This window comes from Acinetobacter sp. V110_1 (assembly GCF_031798975.1).
GTDB lineage: Bacteria > Pseudomonadota > Gammaproteobacteria > Pseudomonadales > Moraxellaceae > Acinetobacter > Acinetobacter nosocomialis_A.
The window spans coordinates 385,788-411,391 of sequence record NZ_JAVQNN010000012.1; the positions used below are offsets into that span (position 1 = coordinate 385,788).

General features: G+C 36.9%; 19 protein-coding genes, 1 tRNA gene and 1 pseudogene. 9 read left to right on the plus strand and 12 right to left on the minus strand.

Annotated features, from left to right (window positions below; genetic code table 11):
• Positions 1 to 11: 11 nt before the first annotated feature.
• A complete protein-coding gene (locus RMA95_RS02295; RefSeq protein ID WP_311069480.1) occupies positions 12 to 650 on the minus strand; it encodes a hypothetical protein in 639 nt (212 codons plus the stop codon).
• Positions 651 to 715: 65 nt separating this feature from the next.
• Between RMA95_RS02295 and RMA95_RS02300 the strand changes: the two genes are divergently transcribed.
• Positions 716 to 1,402: a hypothetical protein gene (locus tag RMA95_RS02300; protein ID WP_311069481.1), complete on the plus strand. Its 687-nt coding sequence runs from the start codon at positions 716 to 718 to the stop codon at positions 1,400 to 1,402.
• A gap of 72 nt (positions 1,403 to 1,474) precedes the next feature.
• Here RMA95_RS02300 and posA read toward each other — a convergent pair whose 3' ends face one another.
• Positions 1,475 to 5,473 carry a delta-poly-L-ornithine synthetase PosA gene (posA, locus tag RMA95_RS02305; RefSeq protein ID WP_311069482.1) on the minus strand — a complete coding sequence of 1,333 codons (3,999 nt, stop codon included), beginning with the start codon at positions 5,471 to 5,473 and terminating at the stop codon, positions 1,475 to 1,477.
• A 655-nt stretch (positions 5,474 to 6,128) separates the two neighbouring features.
• On the opposite strand from posA, the pseudogene RMA95_RS02310 reads away from it, so the two are divergent.
• A pseudogene (locus tag RMA95_RS02310) lies at positions 6,129 to 6,602 on the plus strand (SgcJ/EcaC family oxidoreductase).
• 78 nt (positions 6,603 to 6,680) lie between these two features.
• Here RMA95_RS02310 and RMA95_RS02315 read toward each other — a convergent pair.
• Positions 6,681 to 6,770: transfer RNA gene (locus tag RMA95_RS02315), tRNA-Ser, on the minus strand.
• A 350-nt stretch (positions 6,771 to 7,120) separates the two neighbouring features.
• Between RMA95_RS02315 and greB the strand changes: the two genes are divergently transcribed.
• The 3 genes from greB to RMA95_RS02330 all read left to right on the plus strand — a co-directional run bounded on the left by greB (position 7,121) and on the right by RMA95_RS02330 (position 10,407).
• Complete coding sequence (greB, locus tag RMA95_RS02320) at positions 7,121 to 7,594, plus strand: transcription elongation factor GreB (RefSeq protein ID WP_311069483.1); 474 nt, start codon at positions 7,121 to 7,123, stop codon at positions 7,592 to 7,594.
• Between the two features lie 193 nt (positions 7,595 to 7,787).
• A complete protein-coding gene (locus RMA95_RS02325; RefSeq protein WP_019456589.1) occupies positions 7,788 to 8,762 on the plus strand; it encodes a 3-oxoacyl-[acyl-carrier-protein] synthase III C-terminal domain-containing protein in 975 nt (324 codons plus the stop codon).
• A gap of 532 nt (positions 8,763 to 9,294) precedes the next feature.
• Positions 9,295 to 10,407, plus strand: a complete 1,113-nt coding sequence (locus RMA95_RS02330) for a transglycosylase SLT domain-containing protein (protein WP_311069484.1) — start codon at positions 9,295 to 9,297, stop codon at positions 10,405 to 10,407.
• A 91-nt stretch (positions 10,408 to 10,498) separates the two neighbouring features.
• On the opposite strand, the gene RMA95_RS02335 is transcribed toward RMA95_RS02330, so the two are convergent.
• Together RMA95_RS02335 and ttcA are read right to left on the minus strand one after the other, a co-directional pair.
• A complete protein-coding gene (locus RMA95_RS02335) occupies positions 10,499 to 10,885 on the minus strand; it encodes an SCP2 sterol-binding domain-containing protein (RefSeq protein WP_004699680.1) in 387 nt (128 codons plus the stop codon).
• Positions 10,886 to 11,093: 208 nt separating this feature from the next.
• Positions 11,094 to 11,999, minus strand: a complete 906-nt coding sequence (ttcA, locus tag RMA95_RS02340; protein ID WP_107972573.1) for a tRNA 2-thiocytidine(32) synthetase TtcA — start codon at positions 11,997 to 11,999, stop codon at positions 11,094 to 11,096.
• A gap of 504 nt (positions 12,000 to 12,503) precedes the next feature.
• Here ttcA and RMA95_RS02345 point away from each other — a divergent pair.
• Both RMA95_RS02345 and htpX read left to right on the plus strand, forming a co-directional pair.
• A complete protein-coding gene (locus tag RMA95_RS02345; protein WP_263614433.1) occupies positions 12,504 to 13,370 on the plus strand; it encodes a lytic transglycosylase domain-containing protein in 867 nt (288 codons plus the stop codon).
• A gap of 257 nt (positions 13,371 to 13,627) precedes the next feature.
• Positions 13,628 to 14,533, plus strand: coding sequence for a protease HtpX (gene htpX, locus RMA95_RS02350; RefSeq protein WP_004699673.1), 906 nt, complete (start codon positions 13,628 to 13,630; stop codon positions 14,531 to 14,533).
• A gap of 39 nt (positions 14,534 to 14,572) precedes the next feature.
• Here htpX and RMA95_RS02355 read toward each other — a convergent pair whose 3' ends face one another.
• Complete coding sequence (locus RMA95_RS02355) at positions 14,573 to 15,148, minus strand: DUF4112 domain-containing protein (RefSeq protein WP_151685767.1); 576 nt, start codon at positions 15,146 to 15,148, stop codon at positions 14,573 to 14,575.
• A 72-nt stretch (positions 15,149 to 15,220) separates the two neighbouring features.
• Positions 15,221 to 18,316: a multidrug efflux RND transporter permease subunit gene (locus tag RMA95_RS02360; RefSeq protein WP_311069486.1), complete on the minus strand. Its 3,096-nt coding sequence runs from the start codon at positions 18,314 to 18,316 to the stop codon at positions 15,221 to 15,223.
• A 264-nt stretch (positions 18,317 to 18,580) separates the two neighbouring features.
• Here RMA95_RS02360 and RMA95_RS02365 point away from each other — a divergent pair, with 264 nt between their 5' ends.
• Positions 18,581 to 19,720 (plus strand): glycerophosphodiester phosphodiesterase, encoded by a 1,140-nt coding sequence (locus RMA95_RS02365; RefSeq protein WP_311069487.1) that lies wholly within the window; start codon positions 18,581 to 18,583, stop codon positions 19,718 to 19,720.
• Between the two features lie 44 nt (positions 19,721 to 19,764).
• Here RMA95_RS02365 and RMA95_RS02370 read toward each other — a convergent pair whose 3' ends face one another.
• On the minus strand, positions 19,765 to 20,727 hold the full coding sequence (locus tag RMA95_RS02370) for an MBL fold metallo-hydrolase (RefSeq protein ID WP_311069488.1): 963 nt from the start codon (positions 20,725 to 20,727) through the stop codon (positions 19,765 to 19,767).
• Positions 20,728 to 20,834: 107 nt separating this feature from the next.
• Between RMA95_RS02370 and RMA95_RS02375 the strand changes: the two genes are divergently transcribed.
• Positions 20,835 to 21,209 (plus strand): diacylglycerol kinase, encoded by a 375-nt coding sequence (locus RMA95_RS02375; protein ID WP_004699662.1) that lies wholly within the window; start codon positions 20,835 to 20,837, stop codon positions 21,207 to 21,209.
• A gap of 171 nt (positions 21,210 to 21,380) precedes the next feature.
• On the opposite strand, the gene groL is transcribed toward RMA95_RS02375, so the two are convergent.
• The 4 genes from groL to RMA95_RS02395 all read right to left on the minus strand — a co-directional run bounded on the left by groL (position 21,381) and on the right by RMA95_RS02395 (position 25,227).
• Positions 21,381 to 23,015: a chaperonin GroEL gene (gene groL / locus RMA95_RS02380; RefSeq protein ID WP_134263511.1), complete on the minus strand. Its 1,635-nt coding sequence runs from the start codon at positions 23,013 to 23,015 to the stop codon at positions 21,381 to 21,383.
• A 58-nt stretch (positions 23,016 to 23,073) separates the two neighbouring features.
• Positions 23,074 to 23,364, minus strand: coding sequence for a co-chaperone GroES (gene groES, locus RMA95_RS02385; protein ID WP_000065579.1), 291 nt, complete (start codon positions 23,362 to 23,364; stop codon positions 23,074 to 23,076).
• 185 nt (positions 23,365 to 23,549) lie between these two features.
• A complete protein-coding gene (locus tag RMA95_RS02390) occupies positions 23,550 to 24,308 on the minus strand; it encodes a metallophosphoesterase family protein (protein ID WP_263614439.1) in 759 nt (252 codons plus the stop codon).
• Positions 24,289 to 25,227, minus strand: a complete 939-nt coding sequence (locus RMA95_RS02395) for a diacylglycerol kinase family protein (RefSeq protein WP_311069489.1) — start codon at positions 25,225 to 25,227, stop codon at positions 24,289 to 24,291. The genes RMA95_RS02390 and RMA95_RS02395 overlap by 20 nt, the downstream gene beginning before the upstream one ends.
• Between the last annotated feature and the right edge of the window lie 377 nt (positions 25,228 to 25,604).

The following is a 25,604-nucleotide window of genomic DNA, read 5'->3' on the forward strand; positions in this document are numbered from 1 at the left end:
TTATTCCTCATTTAAAAATCTACTTTCAAATTTAACCTTTTACTCAATAAATACTTCTGACTTTCATAATCCCAATCCAATTGGTCAATATAATCCAAAATGAGGCTATACCTAAAAACACCTTGCATAACAATAACATCAGATTTATTTTTACTTGAAAACTGTTTCTTATGCTCAGTTAAAGCTTCATTCAGTATTTCAACTTGTTCAGAAATTGAATCAATTCCTTCTTTATTTGTATGAAATTGTCTTAAATTTTTTTCTAAATTCAATGATTCCCCATTAATTTCAATACTTTTGACTTGGGGTATATTTTTAGGAGGAATAAAGTAAGCCACTCCATTTTCACTAATCCATACTTCCTTTAATGGAGTTCCATTAATCATCAATTTATCTGTTGAATTTATTTTTTTCCCATCTAATCTCTCTATCCGAGCAAGAACTCCCGTTATAGGAAAGTGTATATTTGGTGTGATTTTAGCTTTAGGAGTTAACTCATCTGATGGTAGTAAATGCTGTATATGAGTACTCTTTAAACTAGCCACAGATGGCCCAGAAAAAATATGCTGTCCTGCAAATACTTTAAATTCTTTTGGTGTTTTTATAGTAATACCATCAGAGGAAATTATAATTTGTGAACCACCCGCCATGACTCTGCCATTTATATTATTATAGATAAAATCAATCTTAGCATAACTTAATTATCTTTATAAATATGACTTTTCTTATTGCTGTTCAACTAAAAGATAGTATTGTTGTTGCAATAGACAATAAATATTTAATTTTAAAATATAAAAGCTTAGATCAATATAAGGAATATTTGGACTCTAAACTATATACATGGCACAGTGGGTTTATTACTGGTGTAGGTGAGCATTATGTCATTGATAAAGCAGTTCATCTTTTCATTAATAATTTTAACTCTGAAATTGAAAAGCTTCCCATATGTTTAAATATTTCAAAACAAGTTAGAGAAATGGAAATAGGATGCCATGAACAGATTCAATTATCTAAAATCCTGTATTCTAGTTATAGTAAAAATGGAGCAAAACTTTTTTCTGTAGAACCAACTGAAGAATCAGGTATCTATCAAACATCAGAATTTAGAGAAAATGATCTCATCATTTGGCTCTTTAATCCTAATATTCAAAATATTTCGGAAAATTTAAGAAATCTTTATACTAATCCACGTCCTCGTGCTTCATTTGATCGTATAGAAGATTGGGTTGATTACTATATTTCAGAAATTTATATAAAACAAAGTCATGTAGATTCATTAATGAGCCGTAGTTTTGATATCTTTTTCCAAACAAAAGATCAATATTTTTATAAACATATTGAAAATGACCAAAGTACCATAATCGAATTAAATGAAATTTCTAATAATATTGACTCTATTTAATATAATAAGATTTATATGTAATACAAAAAAAGCCCCTGTTCTACAGAGGCTTTTTTTCAATTCAACAATTAATTATTTATGAACCCAAGGCACAGCCGGTGAACCAATCCAAGCAGATTTAGCCGGAATATTTTCACCTTTCATCACCAATGTTAATGGACCTAACACGGCATGATTGCTCACGTTGGCGTTATACAAAATAATACTGCGTGTATTTACCACAACATCGTTACCAATATTCACTTGTCCGATTTTCATAATACGGTCTTCAAACAAGTGAGTTTGTGGGCCCGAGAAGCTATTAAACTCAGCACGGTCACCAATGCTTACACAGTCAAACTCAGTGATATCAGCCGTATCCATATAGACGTCTTTACCAATACGAACACCTAAAATACGCAAGAAGAATGGCAACATTGGCGTTCCTCTTAAGTAGTTTAAGAAGTTAGGAATCGCAACTGACTCATATAAGCTCGTGATCCCTTCACTTAACCATACAAACATGGTCCACATAGGAGCTGAACGTGGCTCATAACGACCAATCAAAATCCACTTCAATAGCGCAACAATAACGAAGCAGCCTACGCCATAGAGCAAACCAGCAAGCGTTAAAGCCAACAAACCAGTTGGAATGTTGTATTTGTTAATAACATCAATAATCTCAAGCACGATCATATAACCCACACCAATCGCAAGAGCAGCAGGTAATACAACACGAAGGCCTTCAATAAAACCACGCATTAAACGGCGTTTGATACTTGGTAAGAATGTTAAATGATCTGGATATTTCTCAGCAGCTTCACGTGCAGGTAATAACAATGGTGGCGAACCAAACCAAGTTTGACCATCGTACATTTCAACGTTATCAGGTGTTTTAGATTGCACACCAATCAAGACATTGTCTGGCAACACAGTACCATCAGCAATATACGCACTGTTTCCGACAAAACTACGGTTACCAATAGTCGTAGATTTTAATGTCATCCAGCCGCCTTTGATTTCTTCATCACCTAGCATTACAGCATCGGCAATAAAGCTTTCTTCACCCAAAGTCAGCATTTCTGGAATAACACCGTTTGCGGTAGAAATTTCAGTATTTTTACCTACTTTTGCACCGAGCATACGGAACCATGTTGGCGCATAAATGGTAGCAAACAAGCCATGTAAAGTTTGTAAGCTTGTCTCTAAAATTTGAGATGCAAACCATTTACGATAATACGTACCACCATGAACCGCATACGTTCCTGTTTCAAGACGAGGCAATGCAACTTTACGAATGACTGAAGAAATCACAGCAGTAATCATCATCATCATTGCACTAGCTGGAATCGCTAAAATGAAGTAGTACAGTGCGATTTGTAAATGTTCATTCGGGTTAATATTAAATACGTTTGCATCTAACCAGTCGACCAAAAGGAAGCTTGGGAAAATTGGAATAAAGAACAAACACGCAATAATTAACGCACTAATTCCATAATATGCATATTCTGCAATTTTACGAATAAACGATAATTTTGGACGCTCTGGTAATTTATCGTGATCGTCTACATGTCCGATTTTCTTCGCAGGTGTACCATCCCAGATTTCTCCAGCTGGCACCACTGTGTCATATTCAATTGAAGTTAACGCATTTACATGAGCTTGTTTTTCCAACACTGTATTTTCTTCTAATACAGCATAAGAGCCCACATAACTGTCTTCTTTTAAGTGAATTGAACCTAAAACCAAGTGACCATGTTCGACTTTGGCATTCTCTAAGTTTACTTGAGAGCCAATGCTCACCCCATCTTCAACAGTAAGTAAAGACGGCATACGAATATGCACTGAACTAATCGTCACGTCATGGCCGATTTTCGCACCAAGCGCTTTCAAATATAAGTTAAGTAAAGTCGAGCCTGACAAAAGATAGACTGGTGAAATGTTGCTAATACGGTCTGCTAACCACCAACGGAAATAGGTTAATCCCCATAATGGATATTGCCCTGCACCAACGCCCATCATTAATAGTCGTTTTACAGAAATTGAAACAACAAAACTGGCAATAATTACGCTGATGTAAACCAATAAAGACATCGCGATTGCATTCGGAATACTGTCTCGTGTTCCACCAGTAAAATAATGATAGGTAAAGAATGGCGCTAACCACTGCAAGATATTAATCGAGATTAAAACTGGAATGGTAACGAACTGTGCAATACCACATAACCACTTATAAGTTTGGTTACGAGGGTTATCTTGTCCAATCTGGCTATCAAACACAGTCGGCGTTGGTTGCTCTAGCATGAGTGCTGCAATCGCACCCACCCTTCTCGCTTGATATAAGTTTTGAATAGTCAGATGGCTATATTCTGGGTGTTCACGCAAGTTCGATATTAAAACAGCTGCTAAAAGTGAATGGCCGCCTAAATCGTCAAAGAAATCTGAATCGAGTTTAATCGGCATGTTTGGGAACAAGCGATTCAAAATACCAAATAAGATTTCTTCTGCTGGGTTTTGCGGTTGGTCAGATTCACTACGGTCAATCACACTCGTAAGTGGACGTGCTTTTAAAGCTTTACGGTCAATTTTTCCTGACAATAAACGCGGAACTTCTTCAATAATCTCAAAACGGTTTGGCACCATATAAGGTGGTAAACGTTGGCTTAGATTATGACGAAGTTCTTTAATTTCGATTGCTTTCTTTGCATCAATTTCTGGCGCAATAAACGCAATAAGCTGATCAATACCGTCTTCTGGACGAAGAATAACTGCCGCAGTACCAATACCTTCAATATCGCAAAGCGCAGCTTCGATTTCACCAAGTTCAACACGGAAACCACGGATTTTGACCTGATCGTCCGCGCGTCCCAAGCAATGTACTTGACCAAACTCATCAATTTTAGCTAAGTCGCCTGTGCGATAGAGCGATTGTTCATCTGGACCGTCTGCCCACGGGTTTTGAATAAACTTATCAGCGGTTAAGTCAGGGCGACCTAAGTATCCTTCTGCCACACTTGGGCCAAAGATACAGAGCTCACCTGTTTCACCTTGCGGCAATAATTCTCTTTCAGCGTTAATGACCAACATGCCATAGTTTGGTAAAGGCTTACCAATCGTGACGAGTTTGCCACGCTCTAACGCCTCAAGGCTGGCAGTAACCGTAGTCTCAGTTGGACCATAAGTGTTAAACATTTTGTGATGAGGTAATGCCCAACGGTCAACCAGTGAATCCGGGCACATTTCCCCACCTAAGTTAATAATTCTTAAGTTAGGTACATCTTCTGGAAATAAAGCAAGTAATGTCGGTACAGCATGTAATACTGTAATTTGTTCTTGCTTTAATGTTTGGCATAAACGTTCAGGATCACTCACAAGCGACTTAGGTGCAATCCATAATGTTGCGCCAACCAAGTAAGAAAGCCAAATTTCTTCAAACGACATATCAAAAGCAACAGAAAAGCCTTGATAGACTTTGTCTTGCTCTTGAATACCCAAAACATTATTTTCACTACGTAAAAAGTGACAAATATTTCTTTGGGTAATCACAATCCCTTTCGGCTTACCCGTTGAACCTGATGTATAAATAATATACGCAGGTTGTTCTGGAGTCGTTTTAGCTAAAGGAATGTTTTCACTGAGTGGCTTTTGTAGTTCGGTATTGGTCCACTTTGTTTGTGGTACTTCATCTAAATGCGCATACCATTCATCTGTAGTAATCATCCCTACAGCGTCGGCATCTTCAAGACAAACCGCAATACGGTCCGCTGGCGTATCCATATCAAAAGGAAGCCATGCTGCACCACTTAAACAAATCGCCAATTGAGCTTTTAAAAGCTCGATACCACGAGGCAACCATAAGCCAACAATATGACCAGGTTTTACCCCCCTTATCGTCAAATGCTGAGCCATAATTAAGGCTTGCTGATATAACTCACCATAACTCAACGTTTTATCTGCTTCAATTAAAGCCGTTTTATCAGGAAGAGTTTGTGCAGTATGGACAAAAATATCGGCCAAGACTTCATGCTGCAAAAATTCCGGATGATACTTTCCACGAATAATATTATTCGTGTTTGTTACAAACTGGTTCATTTTTATACTCTCTTTAATTTTCTGATTTGGCTCAAATGAAGTCATGTTTGTTTTTCTGACCCATTAAAGAAATCAAGATATGTCATAAATTAAATAATTGAACTTAAATCAAGATTAAAGTTTTAGTTTTGAAGTCTATTTAATAATATATAAATTCCGATTGTTTAGGCTCATATTTTCTAAAAAAATTAAGCTTTTAGCTGCAATGTTTGAATTTCACCATCACCATTAGGATGAAAAACGTACAAAACTAGCGAAGTAAAAACCTATAATTCACAAGATTTATATAACTCTAATTTTAATAAAACTAATAAATGCTATCCGGTATACAAATTCTCCATATTTTAAACTTAATTGATTCGTTCTGAACATTTAAAAAGCCCCAAAAAATTGAAGATTCTATTTAAATTTTTAACGGATGTTTGATTATTAACAATATATTAAAGTCATTATGAGTCATTTCTATTTATCTTATATTTTTATCTGTATTTTTCTAAAAACTTATCCAATCGCATAGCTCAAACTTATAGTTGTTTAATACTGCTCACCCCTAAACTTTTTTGCGTTAAAAGTATGGCGTGTTTATAGGAATAAGTCCTTGCATGCTGAGCTGTGACTAGCTGTTCCGTTTAAGCATGTCGAAGCCCATTCATTTATAATATATTCAAAATGGACTTAAAACTTAAATAGTGGGAATGATATGAGCCAACACATAATAAACCCAGAAGACATTCCTTTAGCATTTCAAATTGCTTGGAATAATCATGATATGAAGGCCTTTGCTGCTCTTTTTCATCAAGATGCGACTTTCGTTAATCGTTTTGGCCATTACGTTAAAGGTGTTGATGAAATTGTTGCACTTCATCAGCCTATTCATGACACCATCTATAGCGACTCAACACTAGAGAATGAACTCATAGACATTACACCTATGAGTGATGATATCTGTATTTCACACTTTTGGAGTCGCTTAACTGCGAGCGTAGCTCACCCTCAGGGCCCCCATCAAATTGATACTCTCATTCTTACTGTACTCACCAAGAAGAACAATTCTTGGTACATTCAGGCGCTTGAAAATGTGACTTTAACAAACCCTCGAACGGGAGAGACCATACTTAGAAATATATAAAAGAGCGTAAGATTATTTTTAGTAATTTATATGCATAAAAAAAAGCCCTTGTCATTAACAAGGGCTTTTTAAGAATTTTGGCGGAAGCGGTGAGATTCGAACTCACGGAGGACTCACACCCTCGTCGGTTTTCAAGACCGGTGCATTAAACCGCTCTGCCACGCTTCCAACGAGCGCTATAATATAAACAAAAATGCAAATTGGCAAATCTTTTTATTTAAGTTTCTATCTGAATGCTCAAAATAAAAACAAAAAACCTTTAATTTTGAATTTTTATCTACCTATTACTACTTTTATGCCTAAACTTATTTTTATTTGGGAAGTGTTAATTGTCTTTAACTATCCTTCATGCTTCACATAACTATATGATACTGGTCTATCTTTTTGATAACATAGTCACAAAGATAAAAAAGCTTTACGCTTTACTCAGGGTATTCTTCCCTTTTCAATTAACGATAAGTTTTAATTCCTGATGTGGTTTCTAACGAAACTATCTATATGAAGAAAGTTTGAGCTATATGACGAACCGCAAACTATTAACGGCTGAAGGCTATCAACGATTACAAGATGAGTTAAACGATCTTGTAAGAAAAGAACGCCCAGAAATTACCAAAATTGTGTCTTGGGCAGCCAGTCTTGGCGATCGCTCAGAAAATGCAGATTATCACTACAACAAAAGAAAGCTACGTGAAATTGATCGTAGGATTAGATACCTCACCAAACTTTTTGAAGTTGCCCAAAAAGTAGAATATCGGCCGGAACAAGATGGTAAAGCCTATTTTGGAGCTTGGGTTGAATTAGAAAATAATGAAGGCGAAACTACTAAATTCCGTATTGTCGGCGATGAAGAAATTTATGGTCGCAAAGACTATATTTCTTTGCAGTCACCTATGGCTAAAGCTTGTTTAGGTAAAGCCGTAGATGATGAAATACAAGTTCAAACACCTAAAGGGAAAATGATTTGGTACATAACAAAAATAAGTTATCAGTAATTAATTCAGAGTATTCATTTTATTTTTATTACAACCAAAATTATAATATTAAAAATATATTAATATGCAAATTTATACATATTATTTTATATAAAATCAGAAACCATTAAATTTAAAAAGTAAATAAAATGCCATCGATAATTGATCAAAATTAAAACACAATTATTTTTTATATAAAAAGAGATTACTACTCATGAAAGGTATAAAAATTTCTGCAATATCTACTTATCATCCAAGAACAATTAGAAATAATGAATATTTTTTAAATAAATTTGAAGATAAAGACAGTTTAAATAGAATTTTTGAAAAAGTAGGAAGAAATAAAAGACATGTCATTATTAATGATGAAGAAAATGCGCTCACAATGGCAGTTAATGCATCAAAACAATTATTAAAAGATTATAACATTTCACATGACAGCATTGATATTATTATATTTTCTTCTACAACATTAGAATATCTATCTCCAACTAATGCTTTACTGATTCATTCAGAATTAAATATTAAAACTGACTGTATATGCTTTGATATAAATGCTAATTGTTTAGGAATGTTCGTTGCTCTTGAACAAGCATCCGTTTTGCTCGCATCAAAAGAAAGTTATAAACGCGCACTGGTGATTGGGTCTGATCATCTAACAATGCTTGGAGATGAAAAACAGGTGATTCCTTCAACAATTGTCGGAGATGCAGCAGCAGCAATAATACTAGAAAAAAATACCGATGATTCGGGCATTATTGACAGGATGTACCAAACAGATAGTAGTTTTTGTAAAACTATTGTTTTTCCTCCTCATGGCCTAACGAATTATCACAGTAAGGAACAAAAAATTCATTGGGCACCATTTACTGGTTTAGAAAGTGTGGAATTCGCGGCAGATGCACTAGATAAATTATTGAAGAAAAATAATTTAAACATTGAAGATATTTCTTGTTTTTTACTATCCCAATTTACGAAGTCAAATATTGATATTCTTCAAGATAAAATCAATATTCCCTCTGAAAAAATTGAATACATTGGAGATCAATATGGATATACAGGAGTAAGTAGTTTTTTTATTGCCTACAAAAAAAGGTTAGAAAAATCACTTATAAATAAAGGTGATATTATTGTTTTTTGGTCTTTAGGAGCAGGTTACCAAACTGGTGTAATGCTATGGAAGATTTAATAAGATATAACTGATAAAATTATTACTTTAGCTAAAAGATACTTTTTCTAATGGTATCTTTTAGCTCTAATTTAAATGTAAACAAATTAAATAGAACTAAAAATCACTAAATTATTTTATTTTTTCAGTTATTTAATCTATATCAGTTACCTAGTATATAAATCAAATTTCACGTTGTAATAACATGATGGCTACAAAATGTAGCATTTCATACCCGATTTTCTCACACCATAAGTGTATAAATTTTCTTCCTTAATAAATTCATGGTGTTATGTTGATATATCCGATATTTAATTGTTCAAAATTTGACAAACTTTTTTTTGAATATTATGATGCGCGCATCTTAAATGTTGAGTATTTTTTAACCCAACCCAAAACTATGTAGATTTTCTACACAGTCTATTTTTTTCATTTCATGTCATTTTGAATGACGTCATGACTGCCCACCCCTTATTGAATTTATCAACTTTTAGAAGTTATGGCAGCTTTTTGTCTGGCTTTTAGGGCATAAATTATCTGTAGCGGAGACAACATGCACAGTAATTCAAGTTCTGGGTCGAGGCTTTGCCTTAACTCTTTATTTTCTTCTCTCCCATTGAAAGTTCTTGCACTCAGCACTATGTTTTTTCCCTTTCATAGTATCAATGCAGGAAAAACCCTACAGTACAATACTGTAGTTAACACAAACACATTAACCGTAGTTGCTGTAGAAAGCCCAACTACTGTTTTTAAAGAAGATCAATTTTTACATGGCTTCGGTTATGACTTGGCTCGTAACTATGCGCAAAGCTTAAATGTAAAGTTGGACTTCAAAATCGTGGCAGATAACGCCACTGCACTCAAATGGGTCCAGCAAGGTAAAGCAAATCTTGCCATGACGACCGCAGGCTTAAGCTCAATCGAGAGCAAAGGTTTAATGTCTTTTTCTGCAAGTTGTGGTGATATCGTAAATTTGCAAAAAAATGGATTAAATCCTGATTTAAGCTGGGTGTTTAAACAAGCAGATGATCCTCTTACACAAACTGCCAGTGGTTTTGTTTGTCAAAGCAAGCAAAATGGTCTGACTCAACAACTGGCTTCATTTTATAATCGTAACGTTGTAAAACCTGAGTCTTGGTCTACGATTCAACGTGATTTAAGTACACGTCTGCCCATTTACAAAGCTAGCTTCAAACAAAGCGCAGCAAAGTATGATTTAGATTGGCATTTGCTTGCAGCAATGAGCTATCAAGAGTCATATCTCAAGCCAGAGTCTGTTTCACCAACAGGCGTACGTGGATTAATGATGTTAACCAACAGTACAGCTCGGGCAATGGGTGTAAGTAACCGTAGCGATCCAGCGCAAAGCATTCAAGGCGGTGCGAAATATTATGATCTCATGTTAAGTGAGTATGGTGATATTCCCTTCCCAGATCGTAACTGGTATGCCCTTGTGGCTTACAATATGGGTCCGGGTGCAGTCAACCAGATCCAGAAACGCTTACAGACTCAAGGAAAAGATCCGAACCAGTGGGTTAACCTCTATGAGTACTTACAGCGTAATCAAATGCGAAATGGTCGGTACAAACAAGCGGTACAGTATGTGACCCGTATTCGTGCTTATCTTGAGCACATTAAAACGGCACAACCTCGAATCAATATCTAATTTTTATTATTTAAAAGTTGATAAATTCAGTGTTTGTACAAATAAAAAGCTTACCTCTTGGGGTAAGCTTTTTATATGAATTCTTTTTAACTTAAGCTGTTGTTTGTTCTAATACTTTCTTGAACAAATCTTTTTGTTCTTGGCTTGGTTTAGCTGTTTGCAAAGCCATTAACTGAGACATATCGCCTTGAACTTTAATTTTACCAGTCATAAATGCTTGCATAGCTGCAGCCATATCAAACTCTAAGAATACTTTACGTAAAGTTTCAGCATCCATATTTAAAGTTGTTTTGGCATTTGAAGACAAACCTTTTTGGATTTTACCCCCATCTAAAGCTAATTCGGTATTTCCAGAAGCATCTGTAACTACTAAATTAATTGCCAAATTCGCAAGAGCTGGTGGCAAATTAAGATCACCTGCTTCAGCAGTTAATTTTTCGACAGTCGCAAACCAATCATCAGTTAAAAATGCAGGCATGATTCTTCCTCAAATTTATTTGTTCAATTTCTCTAGTTAGTTGTCTATCCAGACAACATCATATGAAGCACTTCTGCTTGTGCGTTGTTATAGCATGTAATTTTAAGGTTGGGCTATGACTTTTTGTACGGAACATTCATTTTTTAGTGTTTTGATACATTAAAGGCACTTGTTTATAAAGTGCCTTTAATTGACTTACTTAATCGTTTTATTCAGCAGCAAAACTTAAGTTCACTACATCTAAACGTTTTTTAAGTTCTTCAGGGTCTTTAAAGTCGATCTCGCGCTGAGAATCTAGCGCTTCAAAATCAAACAAATCACGGTCCGCTAACTGAGACGGAGATACGTTTTGTAAAGCACCAAAAATGCTGTGTAAACGTTTCGGATATTGTTTATCCCACTCACGTAGCATTTCATTAAGCATGGCACGTTGTAAGTTCTCTTGTGAACCACAAAGGTTACACGGAATAATTGGGAACTTACGTAATTCGGCATATTTGATAATGTCTTTTTCTTCAACATAAGCCAAAGGACGAATCAAAATATTCTTCTTATCTGACGACAAAAGCTTAGGTGGCATTGCCTTTAAGCTGCCGCCATGGAACAAGTTCAAGAAGAAAGTTGCAATGATGTCATCACGGTGATGGCCTAACGCAACTTTAGTGGCACCAATTTCTTGAGCAAAGCCATAAAGCGAACCACGACGTAAACGTGAACACACTGCACAGTATGTTTTACCTTCAGGTGTTAAACGCTTGGTAATGGTATAAGTGTCTTTTTCCAAAATGTAATATGGAATGTTATTTTCTTCCATATAACGTGGTAAGACATCTTCAGGAAAGCCCGGCTGCTTTTGGTCAAGGTTAACCGCAACAATGTCAAAGTTGATCGGTGCAATACGTTTGAACTGCAACAAAATGTCGAGCAAGGTATAACTGTCTTTACCACCAGACACACACACCATGACCTTGTCACCATCTTCAATCATATTGAAGTCACGAATGGCATGTCCAACTTGACGGCGAAGCTTCTTAAGCAAACGATAATAGACCGAGCTTGTTGGAAGTTCAGGCTTAAAATTAAATCCTTCGTTGGACTCAACTGGCGCGTACATAGACGAGATATACCCATAAATAAAAATACCGCGCAATTTTATATGATTCGGACGGGAATCGCATCAAAAGAATAGTTTCAATTCTTGAAGTCGTCATAATGCTCAGGCATGATGCAAAAGCCGTGCTCCATTTTGACCGATGAGTTCATTTTTTGCGCAAAATGCTTACTTTTTGGACTTTTCCACAGTTTTCCACAAAACCTGTGGATAAAATTGTGGATTTCTTCGTGCTTGACAAACTGTTTTCACCTTCTGTTAAGGGTTTTATTTAAATTGATCATTTTTTGACCAATGATTTTTACCTTTAATTTTCAAATAGTTATTCAAGTCAATAGAATCATTTTAAAAATTTTTTTTAATTTTTTTTGATGATCATTCGAACAAAACAGCTTGATTTTTTAAAACAGCCAAAATAAAAAAAATTACACAAAACTTCTTTCTGTAATATTTTTTGATAAACTCTTTGACAAGTTTCGAATACCTTAAAATTGTGAAAAACATAAAATGAAAAATTCGGTTCAATATCTTTTTTCTTGTTTACTGGGGATGACCACTTTTTCGGTAGGTATAACGCCGACTTTTGCGGGTCAGATGTACGTTTACCAAGACAAAAATGGCAGTACTTTACTGACTAACCGTAAAAGCTATGACAATTCACTCAAGAAAGTAAAAGTGACTTACTATCCAGATAGTAATATTCATAGTTATACAAACTGGGGCGCTTCAGAAGCTTCTGTCCTACCGAGCTATAGCAGAAATAAAAATGCGTTTGACCATATTATTAAACAGGCCGCACAACAGCACGGTGTATCCGAAGGTTTAATTAAGGCAGTCATGCATACCGAATCTGGTTTTAATGTGAATGCTCACTCTCCAGTAGGTGCTCAAGGCCTAATGCAGCTGATGCCTGCAACTGCTCGCCGTTTTAATGTATCTAACGCCTATGATCCTCAGCAAAATATCTTTGCTGGTGCGAAATATCTAGGTTGGTTGCTCAAGCGTTTTAATGGCAATACGCAAATGGCGCTTGCTGCCTATAATGCTGGTGAAGGTAACGTAGATAAGTATGGTGGTATCCCTCCATTTCGTGAAACCCAAGATTATGTTCGCCGTGTAACCAGTCGATATCAAAACTTATATTCTTCTGGGGTAAGCCTTTCATCGTTTAGTAACTCAAATATTTCTGCTCAAGCAGTAAATCCCCCTGTTTCGCCACAAGCCACCACACCTCAACAAGTATCGGCTAAACCTGTTAAATACTCTTCTGGGCGCCAAATCGTGACATTGTCAGATGGCACTTATACAGATGCTCCGACGGGCACTTATGTCACCAATAACGCAACAGCAATTGCGCATATTAGAATCGAGTAAAGTTTAAAACCGTATGCATCGCGGTTAAGCTTTTAACAAGGCCCATTGTCTAAAAATTGTAATGATCTATTACCCCTACCCGAGTGTTTAGACGGGCCTTATAAATAACTTGTTTAATTTAAATACATTCTTTCACAGGAAAGAATGTATCGATTCCTTATTTTTTCCTTGAATTTTTCCCCTAAGCGCCGCATATTAGCTGAGTGATTTATAATTTATAAATCAGATAATATTTTATTTATAAGAGGATTTTCTCAATGATGCGGATTGGTTTGTTTTTGCTTACCAACCTCGCGGTACTGGTTGTAGCTGGCATTATTTTGTCACTCTTCGGTGTCGGTAGTTACCATGGCGCGGGTGGCTTGAATCTAGGCAACCTTTTAGTCATCTGTTTTGTGTTTGGTATGGTGGGCTCTTTAGTCTCTCTATTTATGTCCAAATGGATGGCTAAGAAAACTACTGGTACAGAACTGATTGACCCAAATGCTCCTCGTAACCAAGCTGAAAGCTGGTTATTGCAAACAGTCGCTGAACTTTCTCAACGTGCTGGTATTAATATGCCAGAAGTTGGTATCTTCCCTTCATATCAGTCTAATGCCTTCGCAACAGGCTGGAATAAAAATGATGCCTTAGTTGCCGTTTCAAGCGGTCTACTTGAGCGTATGAACAAAGATGAGCTACGTGCAGTACTTGCGCACGAGATCGGCCACGTTGCAAATGGTGACATGGTTACTCTCGCACTCATTCAAGGTGTAGTAAACGCCTTTGTGATGTTCTTTGCTCGTGTAGTAGGTGACTTTATCGACCGTAATGTTTTTGGTCGTCAAGACAACGAAGCCCCTGGTATGGGTTATTTCCTCATTACGATGGTTCTAGATATCGTGTTCGGTATTCTTGCTTCCGCTATTGTGATGTGGTTCTCTCGTTACCGTGAATACCGTGCTGATGAAGCCGGTGCACGTTTAGCTGGTAAACAAGCAATGATTTCTGCTTTATTACGTTTACAGGCTGAAACAGAGTTACCTGACCAAATGCCAAAAGAAATGAAAGCGTTCGCTATTGCGGAAGGTAAAGAACAAGGCTTTAGTTTAGCTGCTTTGTTCCAAACTCACCCATCAATCGAACAGCGTGTAGCAGCTCTACATCAGTTAGATTGCCCATAATACAGTAAATAAAAAAGCCTCCTTTTGGAGGCTTTTTTATTAGGCTGAATGAGCAAGTCCCCAAAGAAAACTGATTCCCCACCACATTGCAAAACCAATCAAAATAAGCACAAACACCCCCAATAAATCGGGTATATGTAGCCATAGCCAACTCACAACAGGGTTACGCCAGAAAGCTGACTGTTGCTGCTTCTTTTCAAGCTTTTCATGTAAATACGGATGGACAACATGCATATCACTTTGAATCGCATATTCTTCACGAATGTGGGTATGGACGACGTCTAACGCTTTTCTGCTAGGACGTATAAAAATATCGAAAATAGTCCCAGCAACTGGAACACAACCCACCACAGCATCGACTACAGCCAATTTTATAACGGGAGTGAGCTTATGCTGCGGTACACCAATTTGCTTGGCTTTATATATGGCATAGCAAGTCAGGACGAAACCCGCTACATCACCCGCAATAGGAATGGTACTTAGGGCCGCATCGGCCCCAATACCCTGCTTTGTAAAAGGAATACGGACTGCGCTATCCATCATGGTTGCGAATTTAGCCAGATCTCGTTCTAATGCGATGACCTGTTGCTGTGTTAATTTTTTTTCTTGAGGCATCTAAATCAAATATATGAAGAGAAGTTAAACTTAATATACTTGATTTAATGCCTGTTTTTAAATTGTTTGTTTTTAACTCGAAGCTTTCGATTTAAACAGTGAGCGTAATAACACATACATAACCGGAATAAAGAATAAAACCAGCACAGTACCAAACATCACACCACCTAAAATACTAATACCAATTTCTTGACGGCTAACCGCACCAGCGCCCTGTGCAAACACAAGTGGAATCACACCAGCACCGAAGGCTAAAGAAGTCATTAGAATCGGTCTTAAACGCAAGCTCGCGCCTTCTAAAGCAGCCTGAATAGCATTCTTTCCTTTCTCTTGGGCTAATGCAGCAAACTCAACAATTAAAATTGCGTTTTTACATGACAATCCAATCGTGGTTAGAAGTGCAATTTGGAAATACACATCATTTGGCAAACCAAAGATATAAGAGAAAATGACACTTCCCCCTACACCTAGCGGAATAGAGGTCATCACGGCAGCAGGAATGCTCAAGCTTTCGTATAACGCCGCTAAACATAAGAAAATAAAACCTGCCGAAATCAGATATAACCATATCGCCTGATTTGTCGACTTCTGTTCTTCAAAAGACAAGCCCGTCCAAGCCAAACCAATATCTTTTTGCTGGTTTACGAGTTGTTCTACATCTTTCATAGCCTGACCAGAACTGCTATTACTCGCAACATCTGCCTGTAACTGTAAAGCACTATATCCCATATAGCGTTTTACAATTTCCGGTGCCCCGCCCCAGCTAAAGTTCGCAAATGAGCTAAAAGGCACCATTTCATTTTGGCTATTACGCACAGACCAATTATATAAATCTTCAGGTTTAGATCTGTACTCGGCATCACCTTGAATCATGACACGTTTAATACGGCCCCGATCAATAAAGTCATTTACGTAAGTTCCACCCCATGCGCTCGACAAGGTATTATTAATTGCCGAGAGTTCCAAACCATTTGCCAAAGCCTGTTTCTGGTCAATTTTGATATTCAGATTCGCTTTACTATTGGTAGACTGCTTATCAAAGTTTTCGAAAGTTGAATAGTTTTTACTTTGAGCCTGTAACTGACGGAACATACCATCTAAGAAGTTTTGCCCTTGACCATTTAAATCTTGAATCCAAAAATCCAGACCATCAGTTTGCCCCAAACCATTTACTGATGGTGGTAAGGTCACGTTAATTTGAGCATTATTAAAATTTCTGAAATATTTCATTGCACGCTTTTGTATAGCGTCAGCCGAGTCCTCTTTAGCCGTACGTACATCCCAAGGTTTTAAAGCAATAAAGCCTTGCGCTAAGTTTTGCCCTGTACCGGCATTATTTCGACCATAACGAATTAAAACCAGATCAACATTCTTATCTTCTTTACTGAGAAAATACTGGCGCACTTGCTCACCAATTTTTTTACTCTCAGACATTGGAGCGCTATCTACTAGCTTAATTTGAACGCTTAAAATGCCTTGGTCTTCTTTAGGAATAAATCCGCTTTTCAAACCACTATAGAACAGCGAAAAAATAGCAATCAGCGCCACAAAAATCACAATAACCGATTTACTGTAGTGAATACTCGTCTGAACAAGCTTGATATATTTATTTTTAAGTTGATCAATTTTTTGGTTAAACCACACTGCCCAACGCATAGGTTCAGGGTTTGGTTTTAAAATTAATGCACATAATGCAGGCGTTAAAATAAGTGCAACCGTAAGCGATAATGCCATAGCAGCAACTAAAGTAATGGAAAACTGACGGTAAATCACGCCAATTGAGCCACCTAAAAAAGACATTGGTATAAAAACAGCCGTTAAAACCAATGTAATGCCGACTAAGGCACCACTAATTTCACCCATTGACTCAATTGCAGCTTCTTTAGGGCTTAAGTGCTGTTCATGCATGAGCCGCTCAACGTTTTCGACCACCACAATTGCATCATCGACTAATAAACCAATGGCGAGTACCAGTGCAAATAACGTTAATGTGTTAATACTAAACCCAAGTACATATAAGACAGCAAAAGTTCCTAAAATAACAACTGGAACGGTAATACTCGGAATAAGAGTGGCGCGCCAGCTTTGTAAAAACAGGAACATCACCAAAATTACTAAAATAATAGCTTCTACAAGGGTCTTTACAACTTCCTTAATTGACTCTTGAACAAACGGCGTATTATCTCGCGGATAAACGATTTTATAGCCTGCCGGTAGTTTCGTTGAAAGCTGATCTAAGGTTTGATGGATGAGCTTAGAGGTTTGAATCGCATTCGCACCTGAAGATAAAGAAATACTTACACCCGCGGCAGGATAACCGTTAATCGTATTAAAAGATTGATAGTTCTCTGCACCAAGCTCTACTCTTGCAATATCTTTTAAGTAAACATAACTCGCCGTTTTATTCGACTTTACGACAATATTTTTAAAGTCCTCAACTGTTTTGAGTCGAGAACCTGCGGTCACTTTTGTATTTAAATATTGACCGTCAATGACTGGTAAATCACCAATCGCACCTGCGGCAACTTGGGTGTTTTGGGCAGTGATGGCGCTCGCAACATCACTTGGCATTAAATTATATTGCTTTAACTTGTCTGGATTTAACCAGATACGCATCGCATATTGTGAACCAAATATATCTGTTTCACCCACCCCTTCAATACGGTTTAAGTTATCAACGACATGCGTAGTTAAATAGTCTGACAGCTCGATGTTTCCGGTTTTACCAGTTGAGTCATATAAGCCAATCACCATAAAAGTATCGCCTAAAGACTTGGTAACAGTAACACCTTGGCGCTGAACTTCATCGGGTAAACGGCGTATGACACCACTAATGCTATTTTGAACTTGTACCTGAGCAGTATCTGGGTTGGTTCCATTATCGAAACTAATGGTAATTCGGCTACGCCCAGATGAATCACTTGATGAGCTAAAATAGAGTAAGTGATCAATCCCTTGTATTTGCTGTTCTAAAATTTGGGTAACACTTTGCTCAACCGTTTGTGCATCTGCCCCGCTATAACTTGCCGACACTGTAATTTTTGGAGGTGCAATATCGGGATACCGTTCTACGGGCAAATGCATCACCGAAAAAATACCAAAAGCCATAACAATGATCGCCAGTACATTGGCAAAAATGGGGCGCTGAATAAAAAATTTAGATAGCATGGCTGCTCGGTATGGTGTCGTTAATTAACAGGAGAAAATGCCGCTTTGAGACCTTGTGATCATCAACGAGCGGTGTAAAAAAGACAAGTGGAATTAAAACAATAAATGTAATTAAGACAAAAACAAAGCGGGTTTCACTATTTCCAACAAAGCAATAAAGAACCAGTTAAATAGTGTCACTTAAAATTCATGAATTCTTCATCATCACGTCAAACTAAATCCCAATACTTGAGTCGTTTCAATTAAAACAATATGAGTAGAATTATGTTTAGAAAAGCACTTTTATGCTTAAGTTTAATTAGCTTGGTCGGTTGTAATGACGATGATAAAACCGAAACAACCCCAACCACACCAGAATATCAACTTCCTAAAATTTTAGTCATCGGACACCGTGGCGCAAGCGCTTTACGTCCTGAACATACCTTGGCTTCATATCAAAAAGCCATTGATGATGGTGCTGACTTTATTGAACCCGACTTAGTGTCAACAAAAGATGGTGTATTGGTTACGCGTCATGAAAACGAAATTGGTGGAACTACCAATATCAGTACCCTTGCCCAATTTGCGGACCGCAAAACCACCAAAAATATTGATGGTGTAAATTTAACGGGTTGGTTTACGGAAGACCTCACCTTAAATGAATTACAGCAAGTTAAAGCACGTGAGCGTATTCCTGAGTTCCGACCAGCAAATACAGCTTACAATGATCTCTATTCAATTCCGACACTTGAACAAGTCATTGAACTTGCCGAAGCAAATTATAAAAAAACTGGCAAGATTATTGGCTTATATATCGAAACTAAACACCCGACTTATTTTAAAAATAAGAATTTGGCTATAGAAGACACACTTCTTAAAACTCTTGCCAAATATCAATATACACGTGATATCGCGCCTATCTATTTGCAATCGTTTGAAGTCAGCAATTTAAAATATTTAAAAGATCAACTTGATCTTTATAAGACGCTTAAACATGCACAAATCATTCAGTTATATGATGCAAAAACATCTCGACCAGCCGACTTTGTTGAATCTGGCGTGTCTAAAACATATGGTGATTTAGCCACAGCACAAAGCTTAAAAGATGTTGCTAAATATGCAAATGGCGTAGGGCCAAGCAAAAACTATATTCTCAGTTTCAATAATGATGGTTCAGTACAAACCACTTCATTTATTACAGATGCACATGCCGCTGGCTTAAAAGTCCATCCTTATACTTTCCGCCCAGAAAATAACTTCTTACCACAGCCTTTAAAATGTAGCGATAAACCTGCTGAACGTTGTCCAACAGGTGCTCTAAAAGAGTTTGAAGCATATTTCAAAGCAGGCGTGGATGGTGTCTTTACAGATGACCCAGCACTCGGCCGTGAAGCAGTCAATAATTTCGAGAAAGCAACTAAATAGTTAAATGCTTAATAAAAAAACAGGGCATTGAATGCCCTGTTTTTTTACTTATCAAGACTGTTATTAAAATATAAAGGAATCCACTGGTATTGTTCTGCATTCACTTTATACACATGACCAATGCCTGGGAATGGCAAATGTGGAGCAGCTACCCATTGCTGTTTATTTGAAATTTCAGCAAACATTTTCAAACGAGTGTTAATTGCCTGCTCAGAATTTACATCAAAATCTACACCAGTTTTTGGAGCATCAAACTGTAAAGAATGTGAGTGGACAATGTCACCTACAAAGACAATTTGTTGACCTTTACTCTTCAAACGGAAGCTATGGTGACCCGGTGTGTGGCCTTGTGTATTGATCACTTCAAAACCTTGAATGACATCGCCATCTTTAAAGGTTTTAAATGCTTTTTTCGCTTCATACGGCGCAAGTGCAGCTTTTACATTTTTAACAGTGCCTAAATAATTTTCTTTTTGATTTGCTGGTACTGTTTTTTCAGAAGCTGGGTTTAACCAGTAATCTGCTTCACGTTCATGCGCATAAATCGTTGCATTAGGAAATACTGCTTTTCCATCTTTAGCAATTCCACAAACATGGTCTGGGTGCAAATGTGTCAATAAAACCGTTTTCACATTCGCAAGTTGATAGCCTGCCAGTTCAAGATTTTTAGCAATTGAACCCAACTGTGGGCCAAAACAACTTGAAGCTCCACTATCAACAAGCGTTAAACTTTTACCGTCATCTACCAAGAATGCATTTACCGAAGTTTGAATCCCCTTCTCATTAACAGCAGCGTACTTGGTTAAAATTTTAGTCTTCTCAGCCTGACTCAAATTTTTGAACAACTTAGGGGCTAAATAAATGGTACCGTCAAGTAAAGAGGTGATGCGGTAATTACCAAATTGATGCTTATAATATCCCGGTACTTGCTGAGCTGAAGCAGGCTCTGCATAGCTTACATGTAAGCCACCCATGACAAGTCCTAATGCTACAAATAGTTTTTTCATCTCTTCTTCTCTATCAAATTATAAAGTCAAAATCTTTAAAAAAGATTTAATATTTTTTTTGAGGGCCGCGATATATAATGCATGAAAAGTGTTAAAAATATAAGTGAATGAATAGTTATTCTCCCTACAAAGGCAAAAGCGGACTTAAGCGCATCTTGAATGCGACAGGTTATTCAATTTCAGGATTTAAGGCAGCTTATAAAAATGAAGCCGCTTTCCGACAAATTGTTTTAATTAATGTTGTGCTTATCCCTACTAGCTTTTTCCTAGATGTGACTCGTGGCGAACATGCACTTATGGTCGTTGTATGTTTATTTGCAATTATTGTAGAACTATTCAATTCTGCGATTGAGGCAGTAGTTGACCGCGTATCACTTGAAAAACATCAACTCTCTAAAAATGCCAAAGATATGGGAAGTGCTGCACAGTTTGTTGCACTGTCTATTATTGCGGTTACATGGCTTATCATTTTATTAGGCTAAAAAAAACCATGCTTATAAAAGGATAAGCATGGTGTAACAAAAAAGAGGAACTACAGCTACTGTTCCTGACTATAAGTTTAAGAATATCAACTTAACTTTTTCTTAATTTATATAAGAAATAAAAAAATCCCCGCAAATGCAGGGATTTTTTTATTTAGACGTTGATGTTTATTACATCATGCCGCCCATTCCACCCATACCGCCCATGTCTGGAGCAGCTGGTTTGTCTTCAGGAATGTCAGTAATCATACATTCTGTAGTCAACATTAAGCCAGCAACAGAAGCAGCGTGCTCAAGTGCAGAACGAGTTACTTTAGCTGGGTCAAGAATACCCATTTCTAACATATCGCCATATTCACCAGTTGCAGCGTTGTAACCGAAGTTACCTTCACCTTTCTTAACTGCATTGATTACTACAGATGGCTCATCACCAGCATTCGCAACGATTTGACGAAGTGGAGCTTCGATCGCACGACGTAAAATGTTGATACCTGCAGTTTGGTCTTCGTTAGCACCTTTCAAGCCGTCAAGAACGTTTACAGCACGTACAAGCGCAACACCACCACCTGCAACAACACCTTCTTCAACTGCTGCACGAGTTGCGTGAAGAGCGTCGTCTACGCGGTCTTTCTTCTCTTTCATTTCAACTTCAGTTGCTGCACCGATTTTAATTACAGCAACACCGCCTGCCAATTTAGCAACGCGTTCTTGTAATTTTTCACGGTCATATTCTGAAGTAGATTCTTCGATTTGAGCACGGATTTGTTGAACACGCTCAGCGATAGCAGCAGCATCACCAGCACCGTCAACAATAACTGTGTTTTCTTTAGAAACAGTGATTTTGTGCGCTGTACCTAAATCTTGAAGAGTCGCTTGTTCTAAAGACATACCAACTTCTTCAGAAATTACAGTTGCGCCAGTCAAGATTGCGATGTCTTGAAGCATAGCTTTACGACGGTCACCGAAACCAGGAGCTTTAACAGCACACACTTTGATGATACCGCGCATGTTGTTTACAACAAGAGTTGCAAGCGCTTCACCTTCAACATCTTCAGCGATAATAAGAAGTGGTTTACCAGTTTTAGCAACTGCTTCTAAAACAGAAATCAATTCACGAATGTTGCTGATTTTTTTGTCAACAAGAAGGATGAATGGGTTTTCAAGTTCAGCAGTCAAAGTATCTTGCTTGTTAGCAAAGTACGGAGAGATATAACCACGGTCAAACTGCATACCTTCTACAACGTCTAATGCGTCTTCGAAGCCAGAACCTTCTTCTACAGTGATTACGCCTTCTTTACCTACTTTTTCCATTGCTTGAGCAATAAGTTTACCAACAGTAGTATCAGAGTTAGCAGAGATAGAACCAACTTGTTCAATTGCTTTGAAATCATCAGCTGGTTTAGCAATAGAACGGATATTTTCAACTACAGTTTTTACTGCAATGTCGATACCGCGTTTTAAATCCATTGGGTTCATACCAGCAGTTACTGATTTGATACCTTCGTTTAAAATTGCTTGAGCAAGTACAGTCGCAGTTGTTGTACCGTCACCAGCGATGTCGTTAGTTTTGCTTGAAACTTCACGAACAAGTTGAGCACCCATGTTTTCAAACTTGTCTTTTAATGAAATTTCTTTAGCAACAGTTACACCGTCTTTAGTGATGTGCGGCGCACCGAAAGAACGGTCGATCACAACGTTACGGCCTTTAGGACCCAAAGTCACTTTAACCGCATCTGCAAGTACGTTTACACCTGCAATCATTTTTGAGCGAGCTGAATCACCAAATTTTACGTCTTTAGCTGACATATTAAACTCCGAATCTTTTTAAATACTGAATCTGATAATGAATTGAGTTATGGATCGATTAGCCTTCTAATACAGCTAAGATGTCTGACTCTTTCATGATTAAGAGTTCTTCACCGTTTACTTTAACTGTTGTACCTGCATAAGTACCAAATAACACCTTGTCACCAACTTTAACATCCAAAGCACGTACGCCGTTATCAGTGATTTGACCATTACCTACTGCAATTACTTCACCTTGAGATGGTTTTTCAGCAGCAGAACCTGGCAATAAAATACCGCCAGCAGTTTTGGTTTCTTCTTCTACACGACGAATCACAACGCGATCATGTAATGGACGAATGTTGCTCATAATTAACTCCATCAGACTTAGTCTTTTTGATTAATCGTTATTGCCTTAATCCAGAGCAATAACAAAATATTTAGATGTCACTTTTGTGGGGATGAAAAAAATGGCTTCAAGGGGAAATAAGAAAAATTTTCTTCTTTTTTGAATATTTTTTAAACAATCAAATATTTAATCTCATCTAAACCAAATCAATCTGAAGTGAATTCAGCCAACTGTTCATTGAACCAGTAATGCTGAATCTTTCCTGTATTTGAAACTGTATTAAAGCTATTCGGATTGTGATGATATAAACGAGTAGAAGTTGCTGTACCCGCATGAATATCATATATAGGATGGTCTATTTCCAGATGGTAAATCTGAGTTAAATCATATATAGCCGTTTTATGAAGATGACCATGCAGCATTCCAAATAATCCGGTTGTACTCCACTTTTCTAAAGCAATTTTGCCCAAAACCGGACAATCCTTTATCCCATGCCTATTATCGGGTGGTGTATAAAAAGGTTGATGGAAAACCACCAGCTTTATTTTATCTTTTGGCGCTTTTTCTAAACGCTCATAAGTATCTTGAATTTGTTCAATCGAAATATGCCCACGTGTGTGATAACGACGACGTATGCTGTTTACCCCAACAATATAGAAATGTTCGGTTTCTAAAGTCGGTTCTAATTCACCAAAAAAATATCGATACCGAGTAAATGGAGAAAAAAAACGGTTCCAGACATGATACAAAGGAATATCATGATTTCCAGGCACTACAAGATAAGGAATATTGAGGCTATCTAAAAATTGCCGACATTTAAAAAATTGTTCATATTTAGCACGTTGAGTAACATCGCCACTCACGACAATCACTTCAGGCTTTTGCTGAATACAAAAATGTCTTATTGCTTCTAAACACTCTTTTTTTTCTGTCCCAAAGTGTAAATCAGACAGATGTAATAACATTCGGCACCATAATATTTAAAGCATTTTTTTCTACAGTGAAATTTAGAGGTGGTTTCATCTCTATGATTTCACCATCTAAAGCCACTGTGAGTTTCGATTTTTTTGCACATTCCACCACAACATGATCTGCACAAAAACTATATACGTCTTCTGCATCTTCAACTTTACCTTGAACCCATTGCCAAAGCATATGCAGCAAACTCAGCTTATCACTTTTTGTAATTACAACTCCAGCCACTCTTCCCTGCGCCGCACACTCTGCAATCCTGAGTTTCATATCACATAACTGTAGTTGGTTATTTCCAAAGAAAATTAGAGGTGCTTTAACGGGATATTTTTTACCATCTACCGTTATCGACAACTTCATTGACTTATTTTCTCTTAATAAAACATCTAAAGCTGAGGTATAAGCGTGTAAAGGAAGTCTTCCTAAATATTTATTGTAGAGTTCGCGCTTTTTAATAAAGAGTGGGTATAGACCTAAACTGGCATTATTCAAATAAATATGATCATTGATGGCTGCTATATGAACCGATCGAGGTGTACCCGTGGCAATAACTTCGGCAGCGTCCAAAAGATCTAGCGGAATATCTAAAACTTTAGCCACATAATTAAAAGTACCTAAAGGCAAAATTCCCATTGGAATAGAGGTATTTCTAAGTTTAGATGCAACAGCATTTAAAGTGCCATCTCCACCTGCTGCAACAACTACCCCTATATTTTCATTTTGTGAATGTCGATGAATCACATTATTCATCAGATCATCAAACAATGTATTTTCATTTAATTCAAAAACTTGTATCTCAAAACCATGTTCAGTGAGTACAGTCATCAGTTGCTCATAAACATCTTCATGTTTTGAAGCATGAAATCCTGATTTTTCGTTATAGATGATCGAAAGAGGTTTCAAAGGCCGCATTTTATTATCGTAAAGTGGGATGTTTATTCTATTTTGTACACAAAATCACCTATTAAAAGTCTCTTTATGTAAATTTTGAATGATCTTCATTTGTTTAATCAATAATAATTCTCAAGAAAAATTTAAGAGTTAATTTATTGATTTAAAACAAAATAATTTAAGTAAATAACACACATACAACATAAAAATATAAAAGTAAAAACCTTATAAAAAACTATAAACAAATGATTTTCATCAAAAAATGATCGGAATTCCAAATATCTAATTGTTAGTCTTTAGTCTTATTTTTTTTATGATTTTATGCTTTAATACAGCCACTTTTTTATTTGATCTTTCATTGTACCCCAATGAATAGACTTGTACGTTGTACATATTTT

Bases quoted from the DNA above. Each gene is read 5' to 3' on its own strand.
- RMA95_RS02295 (WP_311069480.1), bottom strand. From the start codon at position 650: ATGGCGGGTGGTTCACAAATTATAATTTCCTCTGATGGTATTACTATA.
- RMA95_RS02300 (WP_311069481.1), top strand. From the start codon at position 716: ATGACTTTTCTTATTGCTGTTCAACTAAAAGATAGTATTGTTGTTGCA.
- posA (WP_311069482.1), bottom strand. From the start codon at position 5,473: ATGAACCAGTTTGTAACAAACACGAATAATATTATTCGTGGAAAGTAT.
- greB (WP_311069483.1), top strand. From the start codon at position 7,121: ATGACGAACCGCAAACTATTAACGGCTGAAGGCTATCAACGATTACAA.
- RMA95_RS02325 (WP_019456589.1), top strand. From the start codon at position 7,788: ATGAAAGGTATAAAAATTTCTGCAATATCTACTTATCATCCAAGAACA.
- RMA95_RS02330 (WP_311069484.1), top strand. From the start codon at position 9,295: ATGCACAGTAATTCAAGTTCTGGGTCGAGGCTTTGCCTTAACTCTTTA.
- RMA95_RS02335 (WP_004699680.1), bottom strand. From the start codon at position 10,885: ATGCCTGCATTTTTAACTGATGATTGGTTTGCGACTGTCGAAAAATTA.
- ttcA (WP_107972573.1), bottom strand. From the start codon at position 11,999: ATGTACGCGCCAGTTGAGTCCAACGAAGGATTTAATTTTAAGCCTGAA.
- RMA95_RS02345 (WP_263614433.1), top strand. From the start codon at position 12,504: ATGAAAAATTCGGTTCAATATCTTTTTTCTTGTTTACTGGGGATGACC.
- htpX (WP_004699673.1), top strand. From the start codon at position 13,628: ATGATGCGGATTGGTTTGTTTTTGCTTACCAACCTCGCGGTACTGGTT.
- RMA95_RS02355 (WP_151685767.1), bottom strand. From the start codon at position 15,148: ATGCCTCAAGAAAAAAAATTAACACAGCAACAGGTCATCGCATTAGAA.
- RMA95_RS02360 (WP_311069486.1), bottom strand. From the start codon at position 18,316: ATGCTATCTAAATTTTTTATTCAGCGCCCCATTTTTGCCAATGTACTG.
- RMA95_RS02365 (WP_311069487.1), top strand. From the start codon at position 18,581: ATGTTTAGAAAAGCACTTTTATGCTTAAGTTTAATTAGCTTGGTCGGT.
- RMA95_RS02370 (WP_311069488.1), bottom strand. From the start codon at position 20,727: ATGAAAAAACTATTTGTAGCATTAGGACTTGTCATGGGTGGCTTACAT.
- RMA95_RS02375 (WP_004699662.1), top strand. From the start codon at position 20,835: ATGAATAGTTATTCTCCCTACAAAGGCAAAAGCGGACTTAAGCGCATC.
- groL (WP_134263511.1), bottom strand. From the start codon at position 23,015: ATGTCAGCTAAAGACGTAAAATTTGGTGATTCAGCTCGCTCAAAAATG.
- groES (WP_000065579.1), bottom strand. From the start codon at position 23,364: ATGAGCAACATTCGTCCATTACATGATCGCGTTGTGATTCGTCGTGTA.
- RMA95_RS02390 (WP_263614439.1), bottom strand. From the start codon at position 24,308: ATGTTATTACATCTGTCTGATTTACACTTTGGGACAGAAAAAAAAGAG.
- RMA95_RS02395 (WP_311069489.1), bottom strand. From the start codon at position 25,227: ATGCGGCCTTTGAAACCTCTTTCGATCATCTATAACGAAAAATCAGGA.